Below are 23984 nucleotides of genomic sequence, written 5' to 3' on the forward strand. Positions count from 1 at the left end.
CGGGCACCGTCACGGTGATCGAGATGGGGGCCAGGTTGTACGTGCCGGCGTTGGGCCGGTTCCTGCAGGTCGACCCGGTCGAGGGCGGCGTCGACAACGACTACGTCTGGCCCACCGACCCCATCGGTCGAAGCGATACCAACGGGACAGCTCAGTATTGCTACAGTAACCCGAACTGTGGCGTGTATACCTTTCGATCTTCGCGCGGCGGGCTGACGTACGTCGGAATGAGCAGCAACATCGCGGCGCGGCTGCGAGCGCATCAACGCAGCGGCCTGCTGCCGAGAAGCAATCTATCGACTGTGCGAACTATTCCGGTGAATGGCGGCGCATTGCAAAGGAGAATCCGCGAACAGTACGAGATCCAGTCGCGCGGTGGGGTCAGAAACCTGGCGAATCGCATAAATTCGATTGCGCCAAGGCTCTGGCACAGGTATCCTTCTCTCCAGCGCTGGGCGATAGGTGGCGGATCCGTCAGGCTTGGCCGAGGAGGGGCGCGCATCAGTCTCGGGCGAGGAAGTGCAGTCTTCCGGTGATCAAGCCGGAGAATCGGGTGTAAGAGTGCAAGACCCATTAATTGATGGCATCGCGATTGACCTCACGCAAGGACGTGCGGCAATTCGTTCTGACGATTTCGAATCGCCCGGGGAGGTCGAGGCGCTGACGTTGTTCGTTAACCGGCGAAGTGATCTCAGTGGGTTGCCGAATCTCCCTCGCCTTCGATCGCTCGAAATATCTGGTACGCCACGTAGGTTGCCAGAAATGAGTTACGCTGCTCTCGAGTATTACGACGGCCCGATATTCGGCGGTGCACTGGCTTCGAGAGCGCTGCGCTACTACTACTGTCTCGAGGGGCGCACCGCTCTCAGTTCAGCGCACGTTTTTGCCGGGCCTGTTGAGGTTATCAGGGTTAACGGTAACGGGGGGGAGGCTTCGATGCCCCAGTTGAGCCAGCCCAGCACTTTCCGCTCACTCGATGTGAGCCGTTTCTCCTCATTTGATCTCCAGGGCATTTCGAAGGCTGTGCACCTCGAGAGGGTGCATCTCGGCCTGATCGATACCGTGCGGTCTGCTGAGGAACTTGGTGCGCTTCGGGAACTCGAATCGATTTCGCTTGAACGCGTGACCGTCATCGAGCCTATTGATTCGGTTCATGGATGGAATGCTGAGTCGGCGATTTCGGTGATTGACAGGCATCCGTTCCCCCCGGATCTACGTCATCAGCTGTCAGCAGGCAACGCGCCTTGGGCATTCCCACCCGCGCCTTCCCTGTTTGTCGAGCCGCCGGTGGTGCCGTCGACCGTGAACCGGTCACTGGCTTAGCCGCTGCGGTCTGGTCCAAGAGGTAGCCGACCCGACGGGCGAGACTGATCGCTCTCGGCGTCGGGGCTGATTCTGATCGCGTCTCTGTGTGGCGGTCGGGTCGGGCAATAACGGGCGCCTTCAGAATGCGTTCGTCGGCTGTCCGTGCGGATGGTGAAGACTGCTTCCGACGACGGCGGTGCAGTTCGCCCGCCAGCGACGTGGCGTGCGCACGCTCGTCGAGCACCTCGGGTCCATGCACGATGCGCAGGCGGCGGCGCTGGTGGCGGCGGCGCGCGCTCGACGTTCCAGAGCAGTGGGAGTCGTGGTGGTGAAGAGGCTGCCGGTGCCGTGAAGGACGACCGCCGATCAGACATGCGTCCGCGGCGTAGGATCGCCCCATGCCTGAGATCGACATCAAGCCGCGCTCGCGCGCCGTCACCGACGGCGTCGAGGCCACCACGAGCCGAGGGATGCTGCGGGCCGTCGGCATGGGCGACGGCGACTGGGAGAAGCCCCAGATCGGCATCGCGAGCTCGTGGAACGAGATCACCCCCTGCAACCTCTCGCTCGACCGCCTCGCGCGCTCGTCGAAGGAGGGCGTGCACGCCGGCGGCGGCTACCCGCTGCAGTTCGGGACCGTCTCGGTCTCCGACGGCATCTCGATGGGCCACGAGGGCATGCACTTCTCGCTCGTCTCGCGCGAGGTGATCGCCGACTCCGTCGAGGTGGTCGTCAACGCCGAGCGGCTCGACGGCACCGTGCTGCTGGCCGGCTGCGACAAGTCGCTGCCCGGCATGCTCATGGCCGCCGCGCGCCTCGACCTCGCGAGCGTGTTCGTCTACGCCGGCTCGATCGCGCCCGGCTTCGCCAAGCTCACCGACGGCACGATCCCCAAGTCGATGACGATCATCGACTCCTTCGAGGCCGTCGGCGCCTTCAAGGCGGGCAAGATCTCCGCCGAGGACCTGCACCGCATCGAGTGCGGCTTCGCGCCCGGCGAGGGCGCGTGCGGCGGCATGTACACCGCCAACACGATGGCGTGCATCGCCGAGGCGCTCGGCATGAGCCTGCCCGGCTCGTCGACGCCGCTGTCGGCCGACCGCCGCCGCGACTACTACGCGCGGAAGTCGGGCGAGGCCGTCGTCGAGCTGCTGCGGCAGGGCATCACCGCCCGCGACATCCTCACCAAGGAGGCGTTCGAGAACGCCATCACCGTCGCGATGGTGCTCGGCGGCTCCACGAACGCGGTGCTCCACCTGCTCGCGATCGCGCACGAGGCCGAGGTCGAGCTGACCCTCGAGGACTTCCGCCGCATCGGCGCCCGCTCGCCGCACCTGGCCGACGTCAAGCCGTTCGGCGCCTACGTCGCCCAGGACTTCGACCGCGTCGGCGGCATGCCGGTCGTCATGCAGGCGCTGCTCGACGCGGGCCTCCTGCACGGCGGTGCGCTCACCGTCACCGGCCGCACGCTCGCCGAGAACCTCGCCGAGCTCGACCCGGCCCCGATCGACGGCACCGTCGTGCGCTCGCTCGAGGACCCCATCCACGCCACCGGCGGCCTCACCATCCTCGACGGCACCCTCGCGCCCGAGGGCGCGGTCGTGAAGACGGCCGGCTTCGACGCCGAGGTCTTCGAGGGCCCGGCGCGCGTCTTCGACCGCGAGCGGGCCGCGATGGACGCCCTCACGGCCGGCGAGATCCAGGCCGGCGACGTGGTCGTCATCCGCTACGAGGGCCCCAAGGGCGGCCCCGGCATGCGCGAGATGCTCGCCATCACCGCCGCCATCAAGGGAGCGGGCCTCGGCAAGGATGTACTCTTGCTGACAGACGGCAGATTCTCAGGCGGCACAACCGGCCTGTGCATCGGCCACATCGCCCCTGAGGCGGTCGACTCCGGTCCGATCGCCTTCGTGCGCGACGGAGACCGCATCAAGGTCGACATCGCCGCTCGCTCGCTTGACCTGATCGTCGACGAGGCAGAGCTCGCCTCCCGGCGTGAGGGCTGGGAGCCGCTGCCACCGCGCTACACGCGCGGAGTCCTCGCCAAGTACGCCCGTCTCGTGCGCTCCGCCGCCACCGGCGCAGTCACGGGCTGACGCACGTCCAGCGTGAAGCCAGGAGAGCCATGTCCATGACACCCAGGCCTGCCGCCCCGCGCAGCGCCGAACCGCCGATCCTCACCGGGTCCGGCGCCGTCCTCCGATCCCTCGAGCTGCTCGGGGTCGAGGACGTCTTCGGCATCCCGGGCGGCGCCATCATCCCGTTCTACGACGAGCTCATGCAGCAGTCGGCGATCCGCCACATCCTCGTGCGCCACGAGCAGGGCGGCGGCCACGCCGCCGAGGGCTACGCGGCCGCCACCGGCCGGGTCGGCGTCTGCCTCGCGACCTCCGGCCCCGGCGCCACCAACCTGGTGACGGCCATCGCGGATGCGTACATGGACTCGGTGCCGATGGTCGCGATCACCGGCCAGGTCTTCAGCCACCTGATCGGCACGGATGCGTTCCAGGAGGCCGACATCACCGGCATCACGATGCCGATCACGAAGCACAGCTTCCAGGTGTCGCACCCCGAGGACGTGCCGGGCGTCATGCGCGCGGCCTTCCACATCGCATCCACCGGCCGACCCGGTCCCGTGCTCGTCGACATCACGAAGGACGCGCAGCAGAACTCGGCGCCCTTCATCTGGCCCGAGAAGCTCGACCTGCCCGGCTACCGGCCCGTCTCGAAGGCGCACGGCAAGCAGATCACCGCCGCGGCGCAGCTGCTCGCCGAGTCGCAGCGGCCGCTGCTCTACGTGGGCGGCGGCGTGATCCGCGCGAAGGCGTCGGAGGAGCTGCGCGAGTTCGCCGAGGCGACCGGCGCACCCGTCGTCACGACGCTCATGGCGCGCGGCGCGTTCCCCGACTCGCACCCCCAGCACCTCGGCATGCCCGGCATGCACGGCGCGGTGCCGGCGGTGCTCGCCTTCCAGGAGTGCGACCTCATCATCGCCCTGGGCGCGCGCTTCGACGACCGCGTCACCGGCAAGGTGAACGAGTTCGCGCCGGGCGCGAAGGTCATCCACGTCGACGTCGACCCGGCCGAGATCTCGAAGATCCGGCCCGCCGACGTGCCGATCGTGGGCGACGTGCGCGAGGTGCTCGCCGACCTGTCGATCGCCTTCCAGGACCTCGCCGCCACCGCGCGCCCCGACCTCACCGACTGGTGGGAGCGGCTGCAGGGCCTGCAGGAGCGCTTCCCGCTCGGCTTCGCCGAGCCGACCGACGGCAAGCTCTCGCCGCAGCACGTCATCCAGCGCATCGGCGAGATCACCGGCCCCGAGGCCGTCTACGCCGCGGGCGTCGGCCAGCACCAGATGTGGGCCGCGCAGTTCATCAAGTACGAGCGCCCCAACGCCTGGCTCAACTCCGGCGGCGCCGGCACGATGGGCTACGCGGTGCCCGCCGCGATGGGCGCGAAGGTCGCCGAGCCCGAGCGCGTCGTCTGGGCGATCGACGGCGACGGCTGCTTCCAGATGACCAACCAGGAGCTCGCCACCTGCACGCTCAACGACATCCCCATCAAGGTGGCGGTGATCAACAACTCGTCGCTCGGCATGGTGCGGCAGTGGCAGAGCCTGTTCTACGAGGGCAGGCACTCGTTCACCGACCTCGAGACCGGTGACGACGCGCGCATGATCCCCGACTTCGTGAAGCTCGGCGAGGCGTACGGCTGCCTCTCGATCCGCGTCACGAAGCCCGAGGAGGTCGACCCGGCCATCAAGCTGGCGCTCGAGACCAACGACCGCCCCGTCGTGATCGACTTCATCGTGTCGAAGGACGCCATGGTGTGGCCGATGGTGCCGCAGGGCGTCTCCAACTCCTTCGTGCAGTACGCCAAGGAGCACAGCCCGGTATGGGAGGAGGAGTGATGAGCACGCACGTCCTGTCGCTCCTGGTCGAGGACAAGCCCGGCCTGCTGACCCGCGTGGCGGGCCTGTTCGCCCGACGCAGCTTCAACATCGAGTCGCTCGCGGTCGGCAAGACCGAGGTGCCCGGCCTCTCGCGCATCACGGTCGTCGTCGACGTCGAGGACCTGCCGCTCGAGCAGGTGACGAAGCAGCTGAACAAGCTCATCAACGTCGTGAAGATCGTCGAGCTCGAGCCCGGCCAGTCGGTGCAGCGCGAGCACATGCTGATCAAGGTGAAGGTCGACAACTCGACCCGCTCGCAGATCCTCGAGGCCGCGACGCTCTTCCGCGCCAACGTCGTCGACGTGAACGCCGACGCGCTCGTGATCGAGGTCACCGGCGACTCCCCGAAGTGCCAGGCGCTGCTGCGGCTCCTCGAGCCCTACGGCGTGAAGGAGATCGCCCAGTCGGGCCTCCTCGCCATCGGCCGCGGCGGCAAGTCCATCAGCGAGCGCGTGCTCAAGGCCGACCGCTGACCCCCAGCTCCCAGAACCCAGACGAAGGAGAACAGCATGACTGAGGTCATCTACGACGACGGTGCCGACCTCGGCATCATCCAGGGCAAGAAGGTCGCCATCATCGGCTACGGCTCGCAGGGCCACGCGCACGCGCAGAACCTACGCGACTCGGGCGTCGAGGTGCGGGTCGGCCTGCAGCCGGAGTCGAAGAGCCGCGCCAAGGCGCAGGAGGCCGGCTTCGAGGTGGGCACGCCCGCCGAGGTCGCCGAGTGGGCGGACGTCGTCGTCCTGCTCGCGCCCGACCAGCACCAGCGCCACATCTACGCGAACGAGATCGCGCAGCACATGCGCGAGGGCAAGACGCTCGTCTTCAGCCACGGCTTCAACATCCGCTTCGGCTACATCGAGGCGCCCGAGGGCGTCGACGTCGTGCTCGTCGCGCCGAAGGGCCCGGGCCACACCGTGCGCCGCGAGTTCCAGGCCGGCCGCGGCGTGCCCGTGATCGTCGCCGTCGAGAAGGATGCGTCGGGCTCGGCCTGGCAGACGGCCTGGTCGTACGCGAAGGCGATCGGCGGCCTCCGCGCCGGCGGCATCACGACCACGTTCACCGAGGAGACGGAGTCCGACCTCTTCGGCGAGCAGGCGGTGCTGTGCGGCGGCGTGTCGCAGCTCGTGCAGTACGGCTTCGAGACCCTCACCGAGGCCGGCTACCAGCCGGAGATCGCCTACTTCGAGGTGCTCCACGAGCTCAAGCTCATCGTCGACCTCATGTGGGAGGGCGGCATCGCCAAGCAGCGCTGGTCGGTCTCCGACACGGCGGAGTACGGCGACTACGTCTCGGGCCCGCGCGTCATCGACCCGAGCGTCAAGGAGAACATGCAGGCGGTGCTGAAGGACATCCAGTCGGGTGCCTTCGCCGAGCGCTTCATCGGCGACCAGGACGCCGGCGGCCCCGAGTTCCAGGCGCTGCGCGCCAAGGCCGAGGGCCACCCGATCGAGGCGACCGGGCAGAAGCTGCGCGCGCTCTTCGCGTGGGAGCAGCCCGACGCCGACTACACCGACGGCTCGGCCCAGCGCTAGCCACCACCGCTGGTCGAGTAGCCGCCGCAGGCGGCGACCACCACCGCTGGTCGAGCAGCCGCCGCAGGCGGCGGCCACCACCGCTGGTCGAGTAGCCGCCGCAGGCGGCGGCCACCACCGCTGGTCGAGTAGCCGCCGCAGGCGGCGTATCGAGACCACAAGGGGCGGGGATCCATATCTGGATCCCCGCCCCTTGCGCACATCCTGCGCCCGGCGTTGAGTGGGGGACGTGACCTCCCTCTGGCGGGCGATCGGACCGACCGTCGCCCTCGACGAGCCCGGCTCGCGGCGCACGGGCGTCGTCGTCGTCGGCGCCGGCATCACCGGGCTCATGACCGCCGCCCTGCTCACCCGCCGCGGCGCGAGCGTCGTCGTGCTCGAGGCGCGCGAGCCGGGCGCCGCCGCGACCGGCGGCTCGACCGCCAAGCTGAGCCTCCTCCAGGGCGACCGCATGCACCGGATCCTCGGCCTCGCGCGCCGCGGGGCGGTCGAGGCCTTCGTGGCCGGCTCGCTCGCCGGCCAGCGCCGGCTGCTCGAGCTGCTCGCCGAGCAGGGCGAGCACCCCGAGCGGCGGCCCGCCGTCTCCTACGCCTCCACCGCCGACGGCGCCGACGCGCTCGCGCACGAGCTCGAGGCGATGCGCTCGCTCGGCCTGCCGGCGGAGGAGGGCGGCGCCGAGGCGCTGCCGTTCCCGACGGCCGGGGCGATCCGGCTCGCCGACCAGGCGCAGCTGCAGCCCATGGCGGTGCTCGCCGCCCTCGCGGCCGAGCTGCAGGACCGCGGCGGCCGCATCGTGCGCGCCCGGGTGCGGCGCGTCCGCGCGAGCGGCCGCGGCGTGGTCGTCGAGACCGACGCGGGGGAGTGGCGCGCCGGGCAGGCGGTGCTCGCCACCGGGGCCCCCGTGCCCGCGCGCGGCACCGCGGCGCTCCTCGAGGCGCACCGCTCCTACGCCGCGTCGTACCGCACGGGGGCGCCGCTGCCCGAGGTGATGGCGCTCAGCGTCGACTCACCGAGCCGCTCGCTGCGCACCGCGCACGACGAGGCCGGCGAGCTGCTCGTCGCGGGCGGCCCCGGCCACCTCGTGGGCCGCGAGCACGACCCGCGCCGCCTGCTCGCCGAGCTCGACCGGTGGGTGCTCGCGCACTGGCCCGACGCGCGGCGCACGCACGCGTGGGGCGCGCAGGACTACCGCACGCCCGACCGGCTCCCGTGGATCGGCGAGCGCCTCGGCTCCCGGGGCCGGGTGCTGCTCGCGACCGGCTTCGACAAGTGGGGGATGACCGGGGGCGCGATGAGCGCGGTCGCGATCGCCGGCCGCATCGTCGGGCACGAGCCCGACTGGGCGCGCACGCTGCGGCGGCGCGGCACGACCCCGGCGGCGGCGGGCCGCCTGGTGGGCACGCTCACCGCCACCGCGGGCGCGGAGGCGGGTGCGCTGCGCGACGCGCTCGCGCCGGCGACGGTGCCGCTCGAGGGCGAGGGCGCGCTCGGCCGCGACGGCCTGCGGCTCGTCGGCACCTCCACGGTCGACGGCGCCACGCGCCAGGTCTCCGCGTTCTGCCCGCACGTGGGCGCCCTCGTGCGCTGGAACCCCGAGGAGCGCAGCTGGGACTGCACCGCGCACGGCTCGCGCTTCGCACCCGACGGCGCGCGGCTCGAGGGCCCCGCCGCCTGCGGCCTGCGCCGCCTGCGCGGCGCCGGCTGACGCCCGCCCGCGGCGGTGGAGCGCTCGGCGCACACGCTCGGCGCACACGGGCGGCCGCGCCCGGCATGGCAGGGTGGATGCGTGCAGGACGTGACCGAGGACCAGTCCGTCGCGCGCTCCTACCTGCGGTGGGCCGCGGTCGAGGCCGACGAGCGCTCGCCGCGCTACGCCGAGTGGGCGCGCGGCGTGGCCGCCGACCCCGCGCTCTGCGCGGCGATCGCCGAGCTCGAGCCCGTGAAGCGGCAGCCCAACCTGCTCTTCGCCGCCGCCCGCTTCGAGGGCGTGCCGCTGCAGCCGTGGGCCGACGTGCGCGACATGGTCGCGGGCGCCTGGGACCGCATCCGCTCGACCATGCTCGCGCGCATGACGCAGACCAACGAGGCCCGCCGCATGGCCACGCTGCTGCCCGCCATCGCGCACCTGACGGGGCCGATCGCGCTCGTCGAGGTGGGCGCGGCGGCGGGCCTGTGCCTCTACCCCGACCGCTGGCGCTACCGCTTCGGGCCCGGTAGGTACGTGGGCGACGCGAGCCTGCCGCTGCTCGAGACCGAGGCCTCGCCGTCGACGCCCCTGCCCGCCCAGCCGCCGCTGGTCGCCTGGCGCGGCGGCCTCGACCTGCAGCCGCTCGACCCCGCCGACCCCGACACGCGCGCGTGGCTCGAGGCGCTCGTGTGGCCGGATGCGACGGGCGGCGTCGACGGGGCACGCGTCGACCGGCTGCGCACCGGCATCGCGATCGCTCGGCGCGAGGGCGCCGAGCTGCGCCGCGGCGACCTCACCGCCGACACCCGCGCGCTCGTCGAGGAGGCCGCGAGGCACGCGCCGACGGTCGTCGTCTGGCACTCGGCCGTGCTCGCCTACGTCTCGGCCTACGAGCGCGCAGCCTTCGCCGACCTGATGGGCGAGCTGCCGGTCACGTGGGTCGCGAACGAGGGCGCGTCGCTCGAGATCGGCCCGCCCGCGCCGTGGGCGTCGCCCGGCGACTTCGTGCTGCGGCGCGACGCCGAGCCGATCGCGATCACCGACCCGCACGGCGCGGCGATCACCTGGCTCGACGACATCGCCCGCTAGCCCGCCCGCCCGTTCCGCAGCTACGCGCCGGCGAGCGGCACCGCGTGCGGCGTGCCGTGGATGCGCACCGGCATGCGGGTGCCGAGCTCGATGCCGATCGCCGACGGCATCCGCATGAGCACCGTGCCGGGCACGCCCTCCGCCTCGGCGAGCAGCAGCCGGTCGTGGCCCGAGTACTCGACGTCGCGCACGGTGATCGGCACGCCGGCGGCGAAGGGCTTCAGCTGCTCGGGCCGCACCACGAGCATCGCCTCGGCGTCGTCGATCGCGCCGGCCGCGACCGGCACGGGGCCGAGCGGCGTGCGCCAGGCGTCGCCGTCGCGCGTCGCGGGCACGAGCGTCGACTCGCCGAGGAAGGTCGCGAGCCACGCCGAGCGCGGCCGGGCGAAGAGCTCCTCGGCGGTGCCGTGCTGTTCGACCCGGCCGCTGCGCAGCACCGAGACCCGGTCGGCGAGCGCGAACGCCTCCTCCTGGTCGTGGGTGACGAGCAGCGCGGTCGCGCCCGCATCGCGCAGGATGCGGCCGATCTCGCGCCGCAGGCCCACTCGCAGCGTCGCGTCGAGCGCCGAGAAGGGCTCGTCGAGCAGCACGATCGACGGCGCAGGTGCGAGGGCGCGCGCGAGCGCGACGCGCTGCGCCTGGCCGCCCGAGAGGTCGGCCGGCGCGCGGTCGCCGAAGCCGCCGAGCTCGACGAGCTCGAGCATGGCCCGCACGCGCTCGCCGCGGGGGTCGCGCTCGCCGCGCGGCAGCCCGAAGGCGATGTTCTGCGCGACGGTCAGGTGGGGGAAGAGGGATGCGTCCTGCGGCACCCAGCCGACGCCGCGCCGCTCGGGCGGCACCGTGCGGCGCGCCGTCGACAGCACACGGTCGCCGACGGCGATCTCGCCGGCCCGCAGCGGCAGGAGGCCCGCGATCGCGAGCAGCAGCGTCGACTTGCCGGAGCCGGAGGCGCCGAGCACGGCGTCGACGCCGCCGGAGGGCACGTGCAGGTCGAGCTCGTGCACCACGTCGCCGCCGCCGGGGTGGCCGACGGTGGCGGCGGTGATCCGCAGCTCGCTCATGCGGTGCTCCGCTCGGGGGTCATGGCGCGCTCCGCTCGGTGATCTCGGCGGCGTGCGCCGGGTCGCGCTCGCCGGTCGCGGCGAGCACCAGCATGGCAGGCACCGCGGCGCACGCGACGAGCGCGAGGGCGTAGGGGGCGGCGGCGGCGTACTCGGAGATGTCGGTGCGGGCCCACAGCGCCGTCGCGAGGGTGTCGACGCCGGTCGGGCGCAGCAGCAGCGTCGCGGGGAGCTCCTTGAGCGCGGCGACGGCGGCGAGCAGCGCCGCCACGGCGATGCCGGGCGCGGCGAGCGGTGCCGTGGTGGCGGCGAGGGCCCGCAGCCGCGGCCGCCCGAGCGCGCGGGCGAGCAGCTCGTAGCGCGCCGGCACCCGCTCGAGCGCCGCCCGCACGCCGCCGACCGCGCGCGGCGTGGCGAGCAGGGCGTAGGCGGCGATGAGCACGCCCACGCTCTGGTACGCCCACGGCACGAGCGAGAGCGAGAGGAACACGAGCGACAGGCCCACGACGATGCCGGGCAGCGAGTGCGCGATCGTGGCGGCGCCCTCGAGGGCGCGGCTGAGGGGCGACGGATGGCGGGCGGCGAGCAGCGCGACGGGCGCGGCGAGCGCGATCGCGAGCAGACCCGCGGCGCTCGCGAGCGCGACCGAGGTGCCCGCGGCGCCGAGCAGCTCGGGCCAGTCGAGCGCCGCGACCGCATCGGCCGAGGCGGCGCGCGCCAGCAGCACCCCCACCGGCACGCCGATCGCGAGCACCGGCGTGACGACCACCGCGGCCATCGCGAGCGGCGCCCATCCGCCCGCCTCCAGCCGCAGCGGCGCTGCCGATCGCAGGCGCGCGGGCACGGCGGCCCGCCGCACGCGCTGCTCGAGCAGCACGAGCGCGACGGCCGCCACCACCAGCACGAGGCCGAGCAGCGCCGCGTAGGACCGGTCGAAGCCCGCGCCCATCGCCCGCGCGATGCCGGTGGAGAGGGTCTCGACGCGCATGAGCGAGACGACGCCGAAGTCGGCGAGGGCGTACAGGCCCGCGAGCAGCGCGCCGGCGGTCGCCGCCGGGCGCACGATCGGCCACGTCACCTGCAGCATCGCCGACAGCTGCGTGCGGCCGAGGGAGCGCGCGGCGATCTCGAGCCCGGCGGGCGTCGAGCGCAGCGCCGCGTAGACGGGGAGCGTCACGTACGGGGTCGAGACGATGGTGAGCTGCAGCCACGCGCCCCAGAAGCCCTGCATCGACGGCACGATCCCGAGCCAGCCGAAGGCGGCGACGTACGACGGCATCGCGAGCGGCAGCGCGGCGAGCGTCAGCAGCGTGCGGGCGCCCGGCAGCCGCAGCCGCGCGAGCAGCGCGGCCTGGAGCGTGCCGAGCGCGCCGACGGCGAGCGCGACGGCGAGCGCGAGGGCGAGGCTCGTGACGAGCAGCTCGCCCGTGCGCGGCCGCAGCACGAGCGGGAGCGCGGCGGCCGGATCGGCGCCGACGGCGCGCACGACGAGGTAGACGACGGGTCCGGCGAGCAGCGCCACCGACACGGCGCCCGCGAGCGCGAGCGCGCGTGCGCCGCCCCGCTCGGGACGGCGCACGCGCGGCGGCGCTGCCAGCACCTACAGCAGGCCGTGCTCGGCGAGCAGCGCCTGGGTGTCGGCGAGCGACGCGAGGTCGGCCAGGTCGAGGCCCTCGACCGCGAGCGACTCGATCGCCGGCAGCTCGGGGGCCGGCTCGACGCCGTCGACGAGCGGGTACTCGAAGGTCTCGGTGACGAAGTACTCCTGCGCCTCGGCCGAGACGAGGTGCTCGATGAAGGCGAGCGCGTCGGGGTCGCCCTCGGCACTCGCGAGCAGGCCAGCGCCCGTCACGTTCACGATGCCGCCGGGGTCGCCCGGCAGGAACGCGAGCTGGGCGCGCATCTGGTCGGCGCCGAGCTCGTTGGCGTCCTCGAACCAGTAGTAGTGGTTGATGAGCCCGAAGTCGGCCTCGCCCGACTGCACGAGGTCGAGCGTCTGGCCGTTCGACTCGGTGAGGATCGGCTCGTTCGCGGCGATCGCCTCGACCCACGCGGCGGCCGCCTCCTCGCCCTCGAGCACGCGCATCGCGGTGACGAACGACTGGAACGAGGCGTTGCCGGGCGCGAACGCCACGCGGCCGCGGTACTCCTCCCCGGTGAGGTCGGCGATCGCGGTGGGCACCTCGGCCTCGGCGACGTCCTCGCTGTCGTAGGCGATGACGCGCGCGCGGCCCGTGACGCCCACCCAGCTGCCGTCGGTCGAGGTGAACTCGGCCGGCACGGCGCCGGTGATCTCCTCGGGCAGCGTCGCGAGCATGCCCGCCTCGGCGACGGCGCCGAGCGAGCCGGCGTCCTGCGACCAGAAGACATCGGCGGGGGAGCGGTCGCCCTCCTCGAGCAGGAGCGCCTCGAGCTCGGTCGACGAGGCGTAGCGCACGTCGACGTCGATGCCGCTCGACTCCTCGAACTGCTCGATGAGCGGGTCGACGAGGTCCTCGCTGCGGCCGGCGTAGAGCGTGAAGGCGCCGTCGGCCTCGGCGGCGGCGCCGGTCGAGCCGGTGCTCGCCGAGGGCGCGGGGTCGGATGCGGTGCAGCCGGCGAGCACGAGGGCTGCGGCGGCGAGGGCGGCGGGCGCGATGGCGCGCAGGGCGGAACGCTGCAAGGAGGACTCCTGGAGAGGTGGTGGGCCGGCGGCATCCGGCGCCGCGGCGATGAAGTAAGGCTAGCCTAACTCGCTCCGGGTGCCGACGTCAGCCGCCGGTAGGCTGGTGCGGATGAGCCGCGACGAGGATGCCCTCCGCTGGGAGGGCGACGACGAGCTCGATCGCGCGACCGCCGACGACGCCGACGCGGGCTCCGCGCCCGGGCCCGACGGCGCATCCGCCCCCGATGCCGCCCGCGAGGCGCGTCGCCGCGGCCCGCTCGGCTGGCTCATGCTCGCGCTCGCCGCGGCCTCGACCGTCGGCTGGATCGCGATCATGGTGCTCAACCCCGTGCAGCAGCCGAGCCTGCTCGGGCTCGCGATGTACCAGCTGGGCGAGCTGCTCGCGGTGATCGCGCCGCTGCTGTGGTGGTTCTGCGTCGGCCGCCTCGCGCCCGTCGGCCGCCGCGCGCCGTGGTGGCTCGCTGGCCTCGTCGTCACCGCGCCGTGGCCGCTCGCGGTCGGAGTGCTCGCATGAGCGCCCGCGAGCCGCGCGAGGAGCGCCCGAGCGACAGCTGGATCGTCGCGCTGCTGTTCGCGCTCGCGTTCGGCTACGACACCGTCGAGGCGATCGCCAACGCCGAGCAGCTGCCGCTGCTCTACGTCGGCGCGGGCATCGAGGGCGCCATCCCGTGGTGGCTGCTCGTGGCGCAGGTGGCGCTGCCGGGCATTTTCTTCGTCGTGGCGCTCTTCGTCGGGCGGCGGATGCGCCTGGTCGGCAAGGCGGGCATCCTGCTGGTCGCGCTCGGCGTGAGCGCGCAGCTGAGCCTGCTCGCCGAGCAGCTGGCCCGGCAGATCGCGATCACCGCGCTCGGCGCGTAGCCCGCGCGCGGGCCTCGTCAGATCACGCTGACGAGGATCAGCAGCCCGAGCACGAGCTGCCCGATCGCGCGCGGCACGAGCGGCACCGCGACAGCGCCGAAGCGCTCCGGCTCCTTCGCCGCCTGCGCGTTCGCGGGGAACACGAGGATCAGCAGCGCGATGAGCGCGAGCCCCGCCGCGAACCGCACGCCCCACCACGGCGCGAGCAGGCCGAGGCCGCCGAGGATCTCGGCGACGCCGGAGACGGTCACGAGCGTCGGCGCCCAGCGCCGGTCGGGGCCGGCGAGCCCCGCGGGGATCATCGCCCCCATCGTGCGGCGCACGCGCGGCACGAAGTGGGCGGCGCCCATGCCGATGAAGACCACGGCGAGCAGGATCCGCAGCACGAGCTGCGCGAGAGCGAAGGCGTCCATCGCCCCCATCCTCCCGCACTCCGGTCGCGCCGCGCGCTGGAGCTGGAAGCGGAGGCCCTTTCGGGCCTCCGCCGCGACGCCAGCGCCGATGCCCGTCCCGGGCATCGGGCCGACGCTACGCTGGAGCAGGCACGACGACGTGCTGCGCCCGGGCCGCGCACCCCACGCGCGGTCATCACCGTCAAGGGAGTCCCGCATGTCCAAGCCCGTCGTCCTGATCGCCGAGGAGCTCTCGGCCGCGACCGTCGATGCCCTCGGCCCCGACTTCGAGATCCGCTCGGTCGACGGCACCGACCGCGAGGCGCTCTTCGCGGCGCTCGCCGACGCATCCGCCGTGCTCGTCCGCAGCGCCACCCGCATCGACGCCGAGGCGCTCGCGCACGCGCCGCAGCTCAAGGTGATCGCGCGCGCCGGCGTCGGCCTCGACAACGTCGAGATCCCCGCCGCGACCGCCGCGGGCGTCATGGTCGTCAACGCGCCCACCTCCAACATCGTCTCGGCCGCCGAGCTCGCGATCGCGCACATCCTGGGCCTCGCCCGCCACATCCCCGCCGCCGACGCGTCGCTCAAGCGCGGCGAGTGGAAGCGCTCCGCCTACACCGGCGTCGAGCTGTACGAGAAGACCGTCGGCATCGTCGGCCTCGGCCGCATCGGCGTGCTCGTCGCCGAGCGGCTCGCCGCCTTCGGCACGAAGCTCGTCGCCTACGACCCGTTCGTCAGCCCCGCCCGCGCCGCCCAGCTCGGCGTCGAGCTGCGCAGCCTCGACGAGCTGATGGCCGAGAGCGACTTCATCACCATCCACATCCCCCGCACGCCCGAGACCGTCGGCCTCATCGGCGAGGCGCAGTTCGCGCTCGCGAAGCCGACGCTGCGCATCGTCAACGCCTCGCGCGGCGGCATCATCGACGAGGCCGCGCTCGCCGAGGCGCTGCGCTCCGGCCGCATCGCCGGCGCCGGCATCGACGTGTTCGTCTCCGAGCCGCCGAAGGACGACGCGCTCACCTCGGCCCCGAACATCCAGGTCACGCCGCACCTCGGCGCGTCGACCGACGAGGCGCAGGAGAAGGCCGGCATCGCCGTGGCCCGCTCGGTGCGGCTCGCGCTCTCGGGCGACCTCGTGCCGGATGCCGTGAACGTCGCGGGCGGCGTCATCGACGAGTACGTGCGCCCCGGGATCCCGCTCGCCGAGCGGCTCGGCCAGTTCGCGGCGGGCCTCGCGGCCGGCCCGGTGGAGGCGGTGGATGTCGCGGTGCACGGCGAGCTCGCCGGCTACGACGTGAAGGTGCTGCGCCTGGCGGCGCTCAAGGGCTTCTTCTCGTCGATCGTGAGCGAGCAGGTGACCTTCGTCAACGCACCGGTGATCGCCGAGTCGCGCGGCGTCACGAGCGACCTGTCGGCCGACGAGCGCAGCGACGAGTACCGCAACGTGGTCGAGGTCGTCGTCGCGTGCAGCGACGGCCGCCGGGTGAGCGTCGAGGGCACGCTGACGGGCCCGAAGCAGGTCGAGAAGATCGTCGGCGTGAACGGCCAGTCGGTCGAGGTGCCGATGGCCGAGCACTTCGTCGTGATGGAGTACGTCGACCGCCCGGGCATCGTGGCCGCCTACGGCGCGGCGTTCGGTGAGGCGTCGATCAACATCGCCGGCATGCAGATCGCGCGCACGGAGGCGGGCGGCGACGCCCTGTCGATCATCACGATCGACCAGGCGGCGCCCGACGCGCTCGTCCAGCAGCTCGGCGCGGCGATCGAGGCGACGACGATCCGGCAGATCGAGATCCGCCCGCTCTGAGTCGCGTCGCGACCCTGGCCCGTGTCGGTGCCCGGCGGTAGCGTCGCGCGCATGGACACCACCGCATCCGCCCGCATCGTGCTCGTGCCCGGCTTCTGGCTGGGCGCCTGGGCGTGGGACGACGTCGCCCGGCTGCTGCGCGAGCAGGGCCACGACGTCGTCGCGCTCACCCTGCCCGGCCTCGAGCCCGACCACCCGGCGCGCGGCGAGGTGACGCTCGACGAGCAGGCCGACGCGATCGTCGCGGCGCTCGGCGACGGGCCGGCGGTGCTCGTCGCGCACTCGGGCGGCGCGCTGCCGGCGACGCTCGCGCTCGACCGCGCCCTCGACCGGGTGGCGCGCACCGTGTGGGTCGACACGGCGCCCGTCGTCGACGGGGCGGCGATGGATGCGTCGTCCACGGCCGACGTGCTCACGCTCGACGAGCGGTGGGACGACGAGCTCGCCGACGGCTCGATGCGCGACCTGACCGACGCGCAGCTCGCCGAGTTCCGCGAGCGGGCCGTGCCCCAGCCGGGCCGCACCGTGCGCGACGCGGTGCGCCTCGCCGACGAGCGGCGGCTCGACGTGCCGGCGACGGTGGTGTGCACCGCGTTCTCGGCGGCCGACTACCGCTCGTACGCCGAGCAGGGCGTGCCGTTCCTCGCCGGGCTCCTCGAGCACCGGGCGATGACGCTCGTCGACCTGCCCACCGGCCACTGGCCGATGTGGTCGAGGCCGGTCGAGCTCGCGCAGGTGATCGGCGAGGCCGCTCGCCTCCCCGCCTGAGTCAGGCTGACGCGGGCAGCACGACCCACACGCTCGCGCCGCCCGAGGGGGCGTCGTCGATCCCGATCCGGCCCCCGTGCGCGCGGACGATGCGCCGGCACGTCGACAGGCCGAGGCCGAGGCCGTCGGCATGCCCCGCGTCGCCGCGCTCCATCGCGTCGAACACCCGCTCGCGGTCGTGCTCCGGCACACCCGGCCCGTCGTCGTCGACGGTGATGCGCCAGCCGGAGGTCAGCGCGTGGGCGCCGACCTCGACGCGCGCGCCGCGCCCCGCCGCTCCGCCGTGCTGCAGGGCGTTCGACAGGAGGTTCTGGAGCAGGAGCCGCAGCAGCACGGGGTCGCCGGTGACGACGGGCAGCGGCCCGGCGTCGACCCGGGCTCCCGTTGCCACGATCAGCGCGTCGAGGTCGTCGAGCGTGTCTGCGAGGATCCGGTCGAGGTGCACGTCCTCGCGGCGCGCGGCGCCGCCGGCCCGCGAATGGTCGAGCAGGCCGTCGACCATGGCGCCCATCCGCGCGGCGGCGCCCTCGGCGCGCGCGATCGCGGCCGCGGCAGAACCGATGTCCTCGCTCGACGAGGCGAGCTCGAGGAAGCCGACCAGCGCCGACAGCGGGTTGCGGAGGTCGTGGCTGACCTGTGCCGCGAAGTGCGTGAGCTGCTCGTTCGACCGGTCCAGCTCGCGCGTGAGCCGCCGCAGCTCGAGCACCTCGACGACCTGGTGGGAGAGCAGCTCGAGCGCTCGTCGCTCTCTCGCTCCCAGCTCGCCCGGCGCCTCGTCGAAGATGCACAGCGTGCCGATCGCGACGCCGTCCGGGGTGCGCAGCGGGCTCGACGCGTAGAAGCGCACGCTCGCGATGTCTCCGGTGACGAACGGGCTCTCGCGGAACCGCGCATCCTCGCGGGCGTCGCGCACGACGACGGGCTCCGGGTGCTCGAGGACGGCGTTGCACATCGAGTCCTCGCGCGCGCACACCCCCGGCTCGAAGCCGATCGAGGCGACCTGGTGCTGGTGCTCCTCGTCGATGATGTTGATCACCGCGGTCGGCACGCCGCAGATCGTCGCGGCGAGCTCGACGAGGGCTTCGAGGTCGCTGCCCGCGGGCGTGCTGAGCACCCGGTACTCGTGGATGGCATCGCGCCGAGCGATGTCCTGGGTCGTGCTCATCGCGCCCTCCGCGCTCCGTCGTGCTCCGATCCTCCGGCGCGACACACTCTAGGGCTGGCGCTGGCGCCCGGCGGCCACGGCGCGCTCCGGCTCAGGCGCCCAGACGGCGGGCGACGGCGATGAGCCGCTCGATCTCGACCTCGGCGCGGCCGGGCTCGAGCGCGCCGAGCGCCGAGCGCAGGTAGACGCCGTCGGACATCAGCACGATCGCGAGCGCGAGCTCCTCGTCGCCGAGCCGCGCCGCGAGGGCCGCGACGTACTCGTCGTCGAGCCGCTGCAGCGCCGCGCGCGCACCGGCGCCGGCGGGGGACTGCGCGAGGCGCACGAGGGCGACCGTCGCGCGGTCGAGGTCGCTGCCCTCGGCGACCGAGGTGCGCAGGAACCGGCCCACGAGGTCGTCGGCGGCGCGGAGCGACTCGAGGTCCTCGGCCCCGAGCAGCTCGAAGCGCTCGATGAGCCCGGCCTCGAGCGCGGCCTTCGAGCCGAAGTGGTAGAGCAGCCCGCCCTTCGACACGCCCGCGCGCTCGGCGACCGCCTGCACGGTCGCGGCGCGCTCGCCGCCCTCGATGAGCAGCGTGATGTACGCGTCGAGCAGCTGCGCTCTGGCGGGGGAGTCACGGGGCACGGCATGAGCATAGCGTTGCCAGCCAACCGTCCAGACGGTACAGTAACGGGGTCGCGCGCCGCCCGCGCCGGCCGCCACCCGACCAGGAGCCCGACCATGGACATCCGCCAGCAGACCCTCGCCATCGACGAGGCGACCGCGCCGCGCGCCGGCGCGCGCGAGTGGGTCGCGCTCGCGGTGCTCATGCTCCCGGTGCTGCTCGTCTCGATCGACAACACGGTGCTGGCGTTCGCGCTGCCGCAGATCTCGCTCGCGCTCGAGCCCGACGCCGCGCAGCAGCTGTGGATGGTGGATGCCTACGCGCTCGTGCTCGCCGGCCTCCTCGTGGCGATGGGGAGCCTCGGCGACCGGTTCGGCCGCCGGCGCATGCTGCTCATCGGCGCCACCGGCTTCGCCGTGGTCTCGGTGCTCGCCGCCTTCGCGCCCACCGCATCCGCCCTCATCGCCGCGCGCGCGGCGCTCGGCCTCTTCGGCGCGATGCTCATGCCGTCGACCCTCTCGCTGCTGCGCTCGACCTTCCCGCACCGCGATCAGCGCCGCCTCGCGATCGCCGTCTGGGCGACGGCGTTCTCGGTCGGCTCGGCGCTCGGCCCGACGGTGGGCGGGCTGCTGCTCGAGCACTTCGCGTGGGGCTCCGTCTTCCTCATGGCGGTGCCCGTGCTGCTGCCGCTGCTCGTGCTCGCGCCGCTGCTCGTGCGCGAGAGCCGCGACCCCGCGCCCGGCCCCATCGACCCGCTCGGCATCGCGCTCTCGATCGCCGCGCTCGGCGCGCTCGCCGCGACGATCAAGCACGTCGCGGTGGAGGGCCCCGACCTCCTCGCCGTCGCGCTGCTCGCGGTCGCGATCGTCGCGGGCCTCGGCTTCGCGCGCCGCATGCGCTCGGTCGACGAGCCCATGCTCGACCTCGACCTGCTGCGCGTGCCCGCCTTCTCGGGGGCGATCGCGATCAACCTGCTGAGCGTCGTCGCGCTCGTCGGCGCGCTGTTCTTCCTCACCCAGCACCTGCAGCTCGTCGAGGGGCTCTCGACGCTCGACGCGGCGCTGCTGCTCGTGCCCGGCACGATCGCGATGGTGCTGGCGGGCCTGGGCGTCGTGCGCATCGTGCGGCACGTGCCCGCGCACCGGGTGGTGGCGGTGGGCCTCGCGAGCTCGATGGCCGGCTACCTGCTCGTCGCGCTCGCGGGCGACGCGCTCTCGCCGCTGCACGTCGCGATCGCCTACGTGCTGCTCGGTGCGGGCGTCGGCGCCGCCGAGACGCTCTCGAACGAGATCGTCGTCTCGACCGCGCCGCCCGCCAAGGCGGGCGCGGCGAGCGCCGTCTCCGAGACCGCGTACGAGCTCGGCGCCGTGCTCGGCACCGCGGTGCTCGGCGGCATCGTGAGCGCCGTCTACCGCGCGTCGATCGCGCTGCCCGACGGCGTCGCATCCGCCGACGCCGACGCCGCGCGCGAGACGCTCGCCGGCGCGCTCGACGTGGCCGAGCGCGTGCAGGGCGAGCTCGGCGCCGGCATCGCCGAGGCCGCGCGCGCGGCCTTCGACCAGGGGGCGCTGTGGACCGCGCTCACCGGGGCGGCGCTCATGGCGGCGGCCATCGTCGTCGCGCTGCGAGCACTGCGTCGCGCGTAGGCCGCCGGGACGACGAAGCGGCGCCGCCCCGGGAGGGACGGCGCCGCTGCGGTGCGGGGATGCTCAGATCAGGTCGTCGCGGCGCTCGGTGCGCTCGACGCGCGTGCCGGTCTCCGGGTCGACCGCCGTGCGCGACACCTGGCTGGTGCGGCCGGAGCGCGCGGCCATGACGATGCCGATCAGCGTGACGAGAGCACCGGCGCCGAGGAGGATGTAGCCGATGAGGGTCCAGTTGGCGCCGTCGACCTGCCACAGGGCGGGGACCGCCCAGGCGACGATCGCGCCGACTGCCATGAGGAAGATGCCGAAGCCGATGCTCAAGGTGCACTCCGTTCGTTGGTGCAGCCCGGGACCAGGCCGCTTGCAGGGAATGTACCCGCCGCTCCCTGGCACCCGGGTGAACGCGCCCGCCGACTAGGCTGGGAATCGCCGTCCGCACGGCTGCGGAGGCGGTTCGACGACGCGCACACGGGTGCGCCAGGGGAGGAAGCGTGGAGCAGCTGCGCCTCGCGGTCATCGCAGGAGACGGCATCGGGCAGGAGGTCACGCTCGAGGCGAGGAAGGCCATGCGCGCCGCGCTCGCCGACGTCGAGCTCGTCGAGACCGAGTACGCGCTGGGTGCCGCCCACTACCTCGAGACCGGCGAGGTGCTCGACGACGCCACGCTCGCGAGCCTCGCCGAGCACGACGCGATCCTGCTGGGCGCCGTCGGCGGCGACCCCGCCGACCCGCGCCTCGCCGGCGGCATCATCGAGCGCGGGCTGCTGCTGCGCCTGCGCTTCGCCTTCGACCACCACGTGAACCTGCGCCCGACCGTGCTCCACCCGAGGATCGGCAGCCCCCTGCGCGACCCGGGCGAGATCGACTTCGTCGTCGTGCGCGAGGGCACGGAGGGGCCGTACGTCGGCAACGGCGGCGCGCTCCGCCAGGGCACGCCCCACGAGATCGCGAACGAGACGAGCGTCAACACCGCCTTCGGCGTCGAGCGGGTCGTGCGCTTCGCCTTCGAGCTCGCCGAGCAGCGCCGTCGCCGGCTCACGCTCGTGCACAAGAAGAACGTCCTCGTCCACGCCGGCGCGCTCTGGCAGCGCATCGTCGACGAGGTGGCGGTCGACCACCCCGAGGTCGAGGTCGACTACCTCCACGTCGACGCCGCCACGATCTTCCTCGTCGACCGGCCCAGCCGCTTCGACGTGATCGTCACCGACAACCTGTTCGGCGACATCCTCACCGACCTCGCGGGCGCCGTCGGCGGCGGGATCGGCCTCGCGGCCTCCGGCAACCTCAACCCCTCGGGCGCCTTCCCGAGCATGTTCGAGCCCGTGCACGGCTCGGCCCCCGACATCGCGGGGAAGGGCATCGCCGACCCGACGGCGGCGATCCTCTCGGCCGCACTCCTGCTCGAGCACTCGGGCCACCCCGACGCCGGCCGGCGCATCCGCGACGCCGTCGACGCCGACATCGACGGGCGCGACGGCACCGCACGCAGCACCAGCGAGGTCGGCGACGCGATCGCCGGCCGCATCAGCGCATCCACCCGCAAGGAGCAGGCATGACCGACTTCGCGATCACCCGCAACGAGCGGCCCGCCGCGGACAGCGTCCGCGAGGGCGTGCTCGCCGAGCCCGGCTTCGGCAAGCACTTCACCGACCACATGGTCTCGATCGACTGGACGGTCGACGAGGGCTGGCACGGCCACCGCGTCGAGCCGTACGGCCCGCTGCAGATGGACCCGGCCTCCGCCGTGCTCCACTACGGCCAGGAGATCTTCGAGGGCATGAAGGCCTACCGCCGCGCCGACGGCTCGGTCTGGACCTTCCGGCCCGAGGAGAACGCCAAGCGCATGCAGCGCTCGGCGGCGCGGCTGGCGCTGCCCGAGCTGTCGGTCGACGACTTCGTCGAGTCGGTGCGGCAGCTCGTGCGGATCGACGAGGCGTGGGTGCCGGCCGGTGGCGAGAACTCGCTCTACCTGCGGCCCTTCATGATCGCCAACGAGGTGTTCCTCGGGGTGCGCGCGGCGCAGACCGTGCGGTTCATGGTCATCGCGAGCCCCGCCGGGCCCTACTTCGCGGGCGGCGTGAAGCCGGTCTCGATCTGGCTCTCGCGCGAGTACAACCGCGCCGGCAAGGGCGGCACCGGCGCCGCCAAGTGCGGCGGCAACTACGCCGCGAGCCTCCTGCCCACGCAGCAGGCGGCCGCGAACGGCTGCGCGCAGGTGCTCTTCCTCAACGAGGCGGGCACCGAGCTCGAGGAGCTCGGCGGCATGAACGTCGTGCTCGTCCGGGCCGACGGCACCCTCATCACCCCCGACTCCGACTCCATCCTCGACGGCATCACGCGCAACTCGCTGCTCGAGCTCGCGGCGGATGCGGGCCACCGGGTCGAGCGGCGGCCGGTGACGCTCGCGGAGTGGCGCGACGGCATCGCCGACGGCTCGATCACCGAGGTCTTCGCGTGCGGCACCGCCGCCGTGCTGACGCCCATCGCGGCGCTCAAGAGCCCCGACGAGACGATCGGCGACCCGGGCGCGCCCGCCGGCCCGGTCGCGATGGCGCTCCGCCAGCGGCTCACCGACATCCAGTACGGCCGCGCGGAGGACCCGCACGGCTGGATGGTGCAGCTGACGGAGGCCCGCTGATGCGCGTCGCGCGGTTCGCGCACGGCGAGCGCATCGGCTACGGCGTCGTCGACGGGGATGCGCTGGTCGAGCTGGTCGGCGACCCGATCGTCGCCGGCTTCGACACGACCGGCACCCGCATCCCGATCGCCGAGGCGCGCCTGCTCGCGCCCGTCATCCCGCGCTCGAAGGTCGTGGCGGTCGGCCGCAACTACGCGAAGCACGCGGCCGAGCTCGGCAACGAGGTGCCCACCGAGCCGCTGGTCTTCCTGAAGCCCAACACATCGGTGATCGGCCCCGGCGACGCGATCGTGCTGCCGCCGGAGTCGCAGGACGTGCACTTCGAGGGCGAGATCGCCCTCGTGATCGGCACGGTCGCGCGGCGCCTCACGCGGGCGAACGCGCTGCACGCCGTCTTCGGCGTCACGGTCGCCAACGACGTGACCGCGCGCGACCTGCAGCACCGCGAGAAGCAGTGGGCGCGCGCGAAGGGCTTCGACACGTTCTGCCCGCTCGGGCCCGCGATCGAGACCGAGCCCGACTACGACGCGCTGCAGGTCATCACGCGCGTCGACGGCGAGGTGCGGCAGGACGGCGTCTCGAGCGACTGGATCTTCGACGCGCCCACCGTGCTCGAGTGGATCACCGCATCCATGACCCTGCTGCCCGGCGACGTCGTGCTGATGGGCACCCCGGAGGGCGTGGGCCCGCTGCGCGCGGGCCAGACGGTCGAGGTGGAGGTGCCGGGCGTCGGCACGCTGCGCAACCCGGTCGTCGCGCAGGCCACCGCGGGCTGATCCCTCCCGGCTCATACTCGGCCGGGTCG

The 23984-nt window shown here is 73.5% G+C and carries 23 protein-coding genes; 16 read left to right on the top strand and 7 right to left on the bottom strand.

Annotated features, from left to right (window positions below):
* From FQ330_RS07570 to FQ330_RS07605, 8 genes are all read left to right on the top strand, one after another.
* Nucleotides 1-536 (top strand): GIY-YIG nuclease family protein (locus FQ330_RS07570; protein WP_192575877.1); only part of this gene is annotated, 536 nt, incomplete at its 5' end.
* Nucleotides 537-561: 25 nt separating this feature from the next.
* Nucleotides 562-1323, top strand: coding sequence for a hypothetical protein (locus FQ330_RS07575; protein ID WP_146356483.1), 762 nt, complete (start codon nt 562-564; stop codon nt 1321-1323).
* 380 nt (nt 1324-1703) lie between these two features.
* Complete coding sequence (ilvD, locus tag FQ330_RS07580; RefSeq protein ID WP_128190426.1) at nt 1704-3401, top strand: dihydroxy-acid dehydratase; 1698 nt, start codon at nt 1704-1706, stop codon at nt 3399-3401.
* A 29-nt stretch (nt 3402-3430) separates the two neighbouring features.
* Nucleotides 3431-5218, top strand: a complete 1788-nt coding sequence (locus FQ330_RS07585) for an acetolactate synthase large subunit (RefSeq protein ID WP_128190425.1) — start codon at nt 3431-3433, stop codon at nt 5216-5218.
* Complete coding sequence (gene ilvN, locus FQ330_RS07590; protein ID WP_128190424.1) at nt 5218-5733, top strand: acetolactate synthase small subunit; 516 nt, start codon at nt 5218-5220, stop codon at nt 5731-5733. The genes FQ330_RS07585 and ilvN overlap by 1 nt, the downstream gene beginning before the upstream one ends.
* A 36-nt stretch (nt 5734-5769) precedes the next feature.
* Nucleotides 5770-6795 (top strand): ketol-acid reductoisomerase, encoded by a 1026-nt coding sequence (gene ilvC / locus FQ330_RS07595; protein ID WP_146356486.1) that lies wholly within the window; start codon nt 5770-5772, stop codon nt 6793-6795.
* A gap of 229 nt (nt 6796-7024) precedes the next feature.
* A complete protein-coding gene (locus FQ330_RS07600; protein ID WP_146356488.1) occupies nt 7025-8500 on the top strand; it encodes an FAD-dependent oxidoreductase in 1476 nt (491 codons plus the stop codon).
* 81 nt (nt 8501-8581) lie between these two features.
* Nucleotides 8582-9571 (top strand): DUF2332 domain-containing protein, encoded by a 990-nt coding sequence (locus FQ330_RS07605; RefSeq protein WP_192575878.1) that lies wholly within the window; start codon nt 8582-8584, stop codon nt 9569-9571.
* 20 nt (nt 9572-9591) lie between these two features.
* Here FQ330_RS07605 and FQ330_RS07610 read toward each other — a convergent pair whose 3' ends face one another.
* From FQ330_RS07610 to FQ330_RS07620, 3 genes are read right to left on the bottom strand one after another with little or no spacing between them, the layout of a single operon-like run.
* Nucleotides 9592-10632 carry an ABC transporter ATP-binding protein gene (locus FQ330_RS07610; RefSeq protein WP_128190684.1) on the bottom strand — a complete coding sequence of 347 codons (1041 nt, stop codon included), beginning with the start codon at nt 10630-10632 and terminating at the stop codon, nt 9592-9594.
* Nucleotides 10633-10651: 19 nt separating this feature from the next.
* Nucleotides 10652-12232: an ABC transporter permease gene (locus tag FQ330_RS07615; protein WP_146356492.1), complete on the bottom strand. Its 1581-nt coding sequence runs from the start codon at nt 12230-12232 to the stop codon at nt 10652-10654.
* Nucleotides 12233-13294 carry an extracellular solute-binding protein gene (locus tag FQ330_RS07620; RefSeq protein WP_225792749.1) on the bottom strand — a complete coding sequence of 354 codons (1062 nt, stop codon included), beginning with the start codon at nt 13292-13294 and terminating at the stop codon, nt 12233-12235.
* Nucleotides 13295-13406: 112 nt separating this feature from the next.
* Between FQ330_RS07620 and FQ330_RS07625 the strand changes: the two genes are divergently transcribed.
* Together FQ330_RS07625 and FQ330_RS07630 are read left to right on the top strand one after the other, a co-directional pair.
* The gene (locus FQ330_RS07625; protein ID WP_146356494.1) at nt 13407-13811 is read left to right on the top strand and encodes a hypothetical protein; all 405 of its coding nucleotides are present in this window, start codon (nt 13407-13409) and stop codon (nt 13809-13811) included.
* On the top strand, nt 13808-14155 hold the full coding sequence (locus FQ330_RS07630; RefSeq protein ID WP_146356496.1) for a hypothetical protein: 348 nt from the start codon (nt 13808-13810) through the stop codon (nt 14153-14155). Before FQ330_RS07625 ends, FQ330_RS07630 begins: the two co-directional genes overlap by 4 nt.
* A gap of 17 nt (nt 14156-14172) precedes the next feature.
* Here the strand turns inward: FQ330_RS07630 and FQ330_RS07635 are convergent, their stop codons facing one another.
* On the bottom strand, nt 14173-14568 hold the full coding sequence (locus FQ330_RS07635; protein WP_146356498.1) for a DoxX family membrane protein: 396 nt from the start codon (nt 14566-14568) through the stop codon (nt 14173-14175).
* Nucleotides 14569-14764: 196 nt separating this feature from the next.
* On the opposite strand from FQ330_RS07635, the gene serA reads away from it, so the two are divergent.
* Nucleotides 14765-16357 (top strand): phosphoglycerate dehydrogenase, encoded by a 1593-nt coding sequence (gene serA, locus FQ330_RS07640; protein WP_146356499.1) that lies wholly within the window; start codon nt 14765-14767, stop codon nt 16355-16357.
* A gap of 51 nt (nt 16358-16408) precedes the next feature.
* Nucleotides 16409-17125, top strand: coding sequence for an alpha/beta fold hydrolase (locus FQ330_RS07645; protein WP_146356501.1), 717 nt, complete (start codon nt 16409-16411; stop codon nt 17123-17125).
* Between the two features lies 1 nt (nt 17126).
* Here FQ330_RS07645 and FQ330_RS07650 read toward each other — a convergent pair whose 3' ends face one another.
* On the bottom strand, nt 17127-18290 hold the full coding sequence (locus FQ330_RS07650; protein ID WP_146356504.1) for a sensor histidine kinase: 1164 nt from the start codon (nt 18288-18290) through the stop codon (nt 17127-17129).
* Nucleotides 18291-18381: 91 nt separating this feature from the next.
* Complete coding sequence (locus FQ330_RS13635; RefSeq protein ID WP_146356506.1) at nt 18382-18915, bottom strand: TetR/AcrR family transcriptional regulator; 534 nt, start codon at nt 18913-18915, stop codon at nt 18382-18384.
* A gap of 96 nt (nt 18916-19011) precedes the next feature.
* On the opposite strand from FQ330_RS13635, the gene FQ330_RS07660 reads away from it, so the two are divergent.
* Nucleotides 19012-20541 (top strand): MFS transporter, encoded by a 1530-nt coding sequence (locus tag FQ330_RS07660; RefSeq protein WP_146356508.1) that lies wholly within the window; start codon nt 19012-19014, stop codon nt 20539-20541.
* 63 nt (nt 20542-20604) lie between these two features.
* Here FQ330_RS07660 and FQ330_RS07665 read toward each other — a convergent pair whose 3' ends face one another.
* A complete protein-coding gene (locus FQ330_RS07665; protein ID WP_128190274.1) occupies nt 20605-20862 on the bottom strand; it encodes a DUF6458 family protein in 258 nt (85 codons plus the stop codon).
* A gap of 170 nt (nt 20863-21032) precedes the next feature.
* On the opposite strand from FQ330_RS07665, the gene FQ330_RS07670 reads away from it, so the two are divergent.
* The 3 genes from FQ330_RS07670 to FQ330_RS07680 are packed head-to-tail and all read left to right on the top strand — an operon-like array spanning nt 21033 to nt 23955.
* Nucleotides 21033-22097, top strand: a complete 1065-nt coding sequence (locus FQ330_RS07670) for a 3-isopropylmalate dehydrogenase (protein WP_128190273.1) — start codon at nt 21033-21035, stop codon at nt 22095-22097.
* The gene (locus FQ330_RS07675; protein ID WP_128190272.1) at nt 22094-23179 is read left to right on the top strand and encodes a branched-chain amino acid aminotransferase; all 1086 of its coding nucleotides are present in this window, start codon (nt 22094-22096) and stop codon (nt 23177-23179) included. The genes FQ330_RS07670 and FQ330_RS07675 overlap by 4 nt, the downstream gene beginning before the upstream one ends.
* Nucleotides 23179-23955, top strand: coding sequence for a fumarylacetoacetate hydrolase family protein (locus FQ330_RS07680; protein WP_146356510.1), 777 nt, complete (start codon nt 23179-23181; stop codon nt 23953-23955). Before FQ330_RS07675 ends, FQ330_RS07680 begins: the two co-directional genes overlap by 1 nt.
* Nucleotides 23956-23984: the final 29 nt, after the last annotated feature.

This window comes from Agrococcus sediminis (assembly GCF_007923295.1).
Taxonomy (GTDB): Bacteria; Actinomycetota; Actinomycetes; order Actinomycetales; family Microbacteriaceae; genus Agrococcus; species Agrococcus sediminis.

Bases quoted from the DNA above. Each gene is read 5' to 3' on its own strand.
- FQ330_RS07660 (WP_146356508.1), top strand. From the start codon at position 19,012: ATGGACATCCGCCAGCAGACCCTCGCCATCGACGAGGCGACCGCGCCG.
- FQ330_RS07630 (WP_146356496.1), top strand. From the start codon at position 13,808: ATGAGCGCCCGCGAGCCGCGCGAGGAGCGCCCGAGCGACAGCTGGATC.
- ilvC (WP_146356486.1), top strand. From the start codon at position 5,770: ATGACTGAGGTCATCTACGACGACGGTGCCGACCTCGGCATCATCCAG.
- serA (WP_146356499.1), top strand. From the start codon at position 14,765: ATGTCCAAGCCCGTCGTCCTGATCGCCGAGGAGCTCTCGGCCGCGACC.
- FQ330_RS07650 (WP_146356504.1), bottom strand. From the start codon at position 18,290: ATGAGCACGACCCAGGACATCGCTCGGCGCGATGCCATCCACGAGTAC.
- FQ330_RS07625 (WP_146356494.1), top strand. From the start codon at position 13,407: ATGAGCCGCGACGAGGATGCCCTCCGCTGGGAGGGCGACGACGAGCTC.
- FQ330_RS07675 (WP_128190272.1), top strand. From the start codon at position 22,094: ATGACCGACTTCGCGATCACCCGCAACGAGCGGCCCGCCGCGGACAGC.
- ilvD (WP_128190426.1), top strand. From the start codon at position 1,704: ATGCCTGAGATCGACATCAAGCCGCGCTCGCGCGCCGTCACCGACGGC.
- FQ330_RS07610 (WP_128190684.1), bottom strand. From the start codon at position 10,632: ATGAGCGAGCTGCGGATCACCGCCGCCACCGTCGGCCACCCCGGCGGC.
- FQ330_RS07645 (WP_146356501.1), top strand. From the start codon at position 16,409: ATGGACACCACCGCATCCGCCCGCATCGTGCTCGTGCCCGGCTTCTGG.
- FQ330_RS07680 (WP_146356510.1), top strand. From the start codon at position 23,179: ATGCGCGTCGCGCGGTTCGCGCACGGCGAGCGCATCGGCTACGGCGTC.
- FQ330_RS07635 (WP_146356498.1), bottom strand. From the start codon at position 14,568: ATGGACGCCTTCGCTCTCGCGCAGCTCGTGCTGCGGATCCTGCTCGCC.
- ilvN (WP_128190424.1), top strand. From the start codon at position 5,218: ATGAGCACGCACGTCCTGTCGCTCCTGGTCGAGGACAAGCCCGGCCTG.
- FQ330_RS07585 (WP_128190425.1), top strand. From the start codon at position 3,431: ATGTCCATGACACCCAGGCCTGCCGCCCCGCGCAGCGCCGAACCGCCG.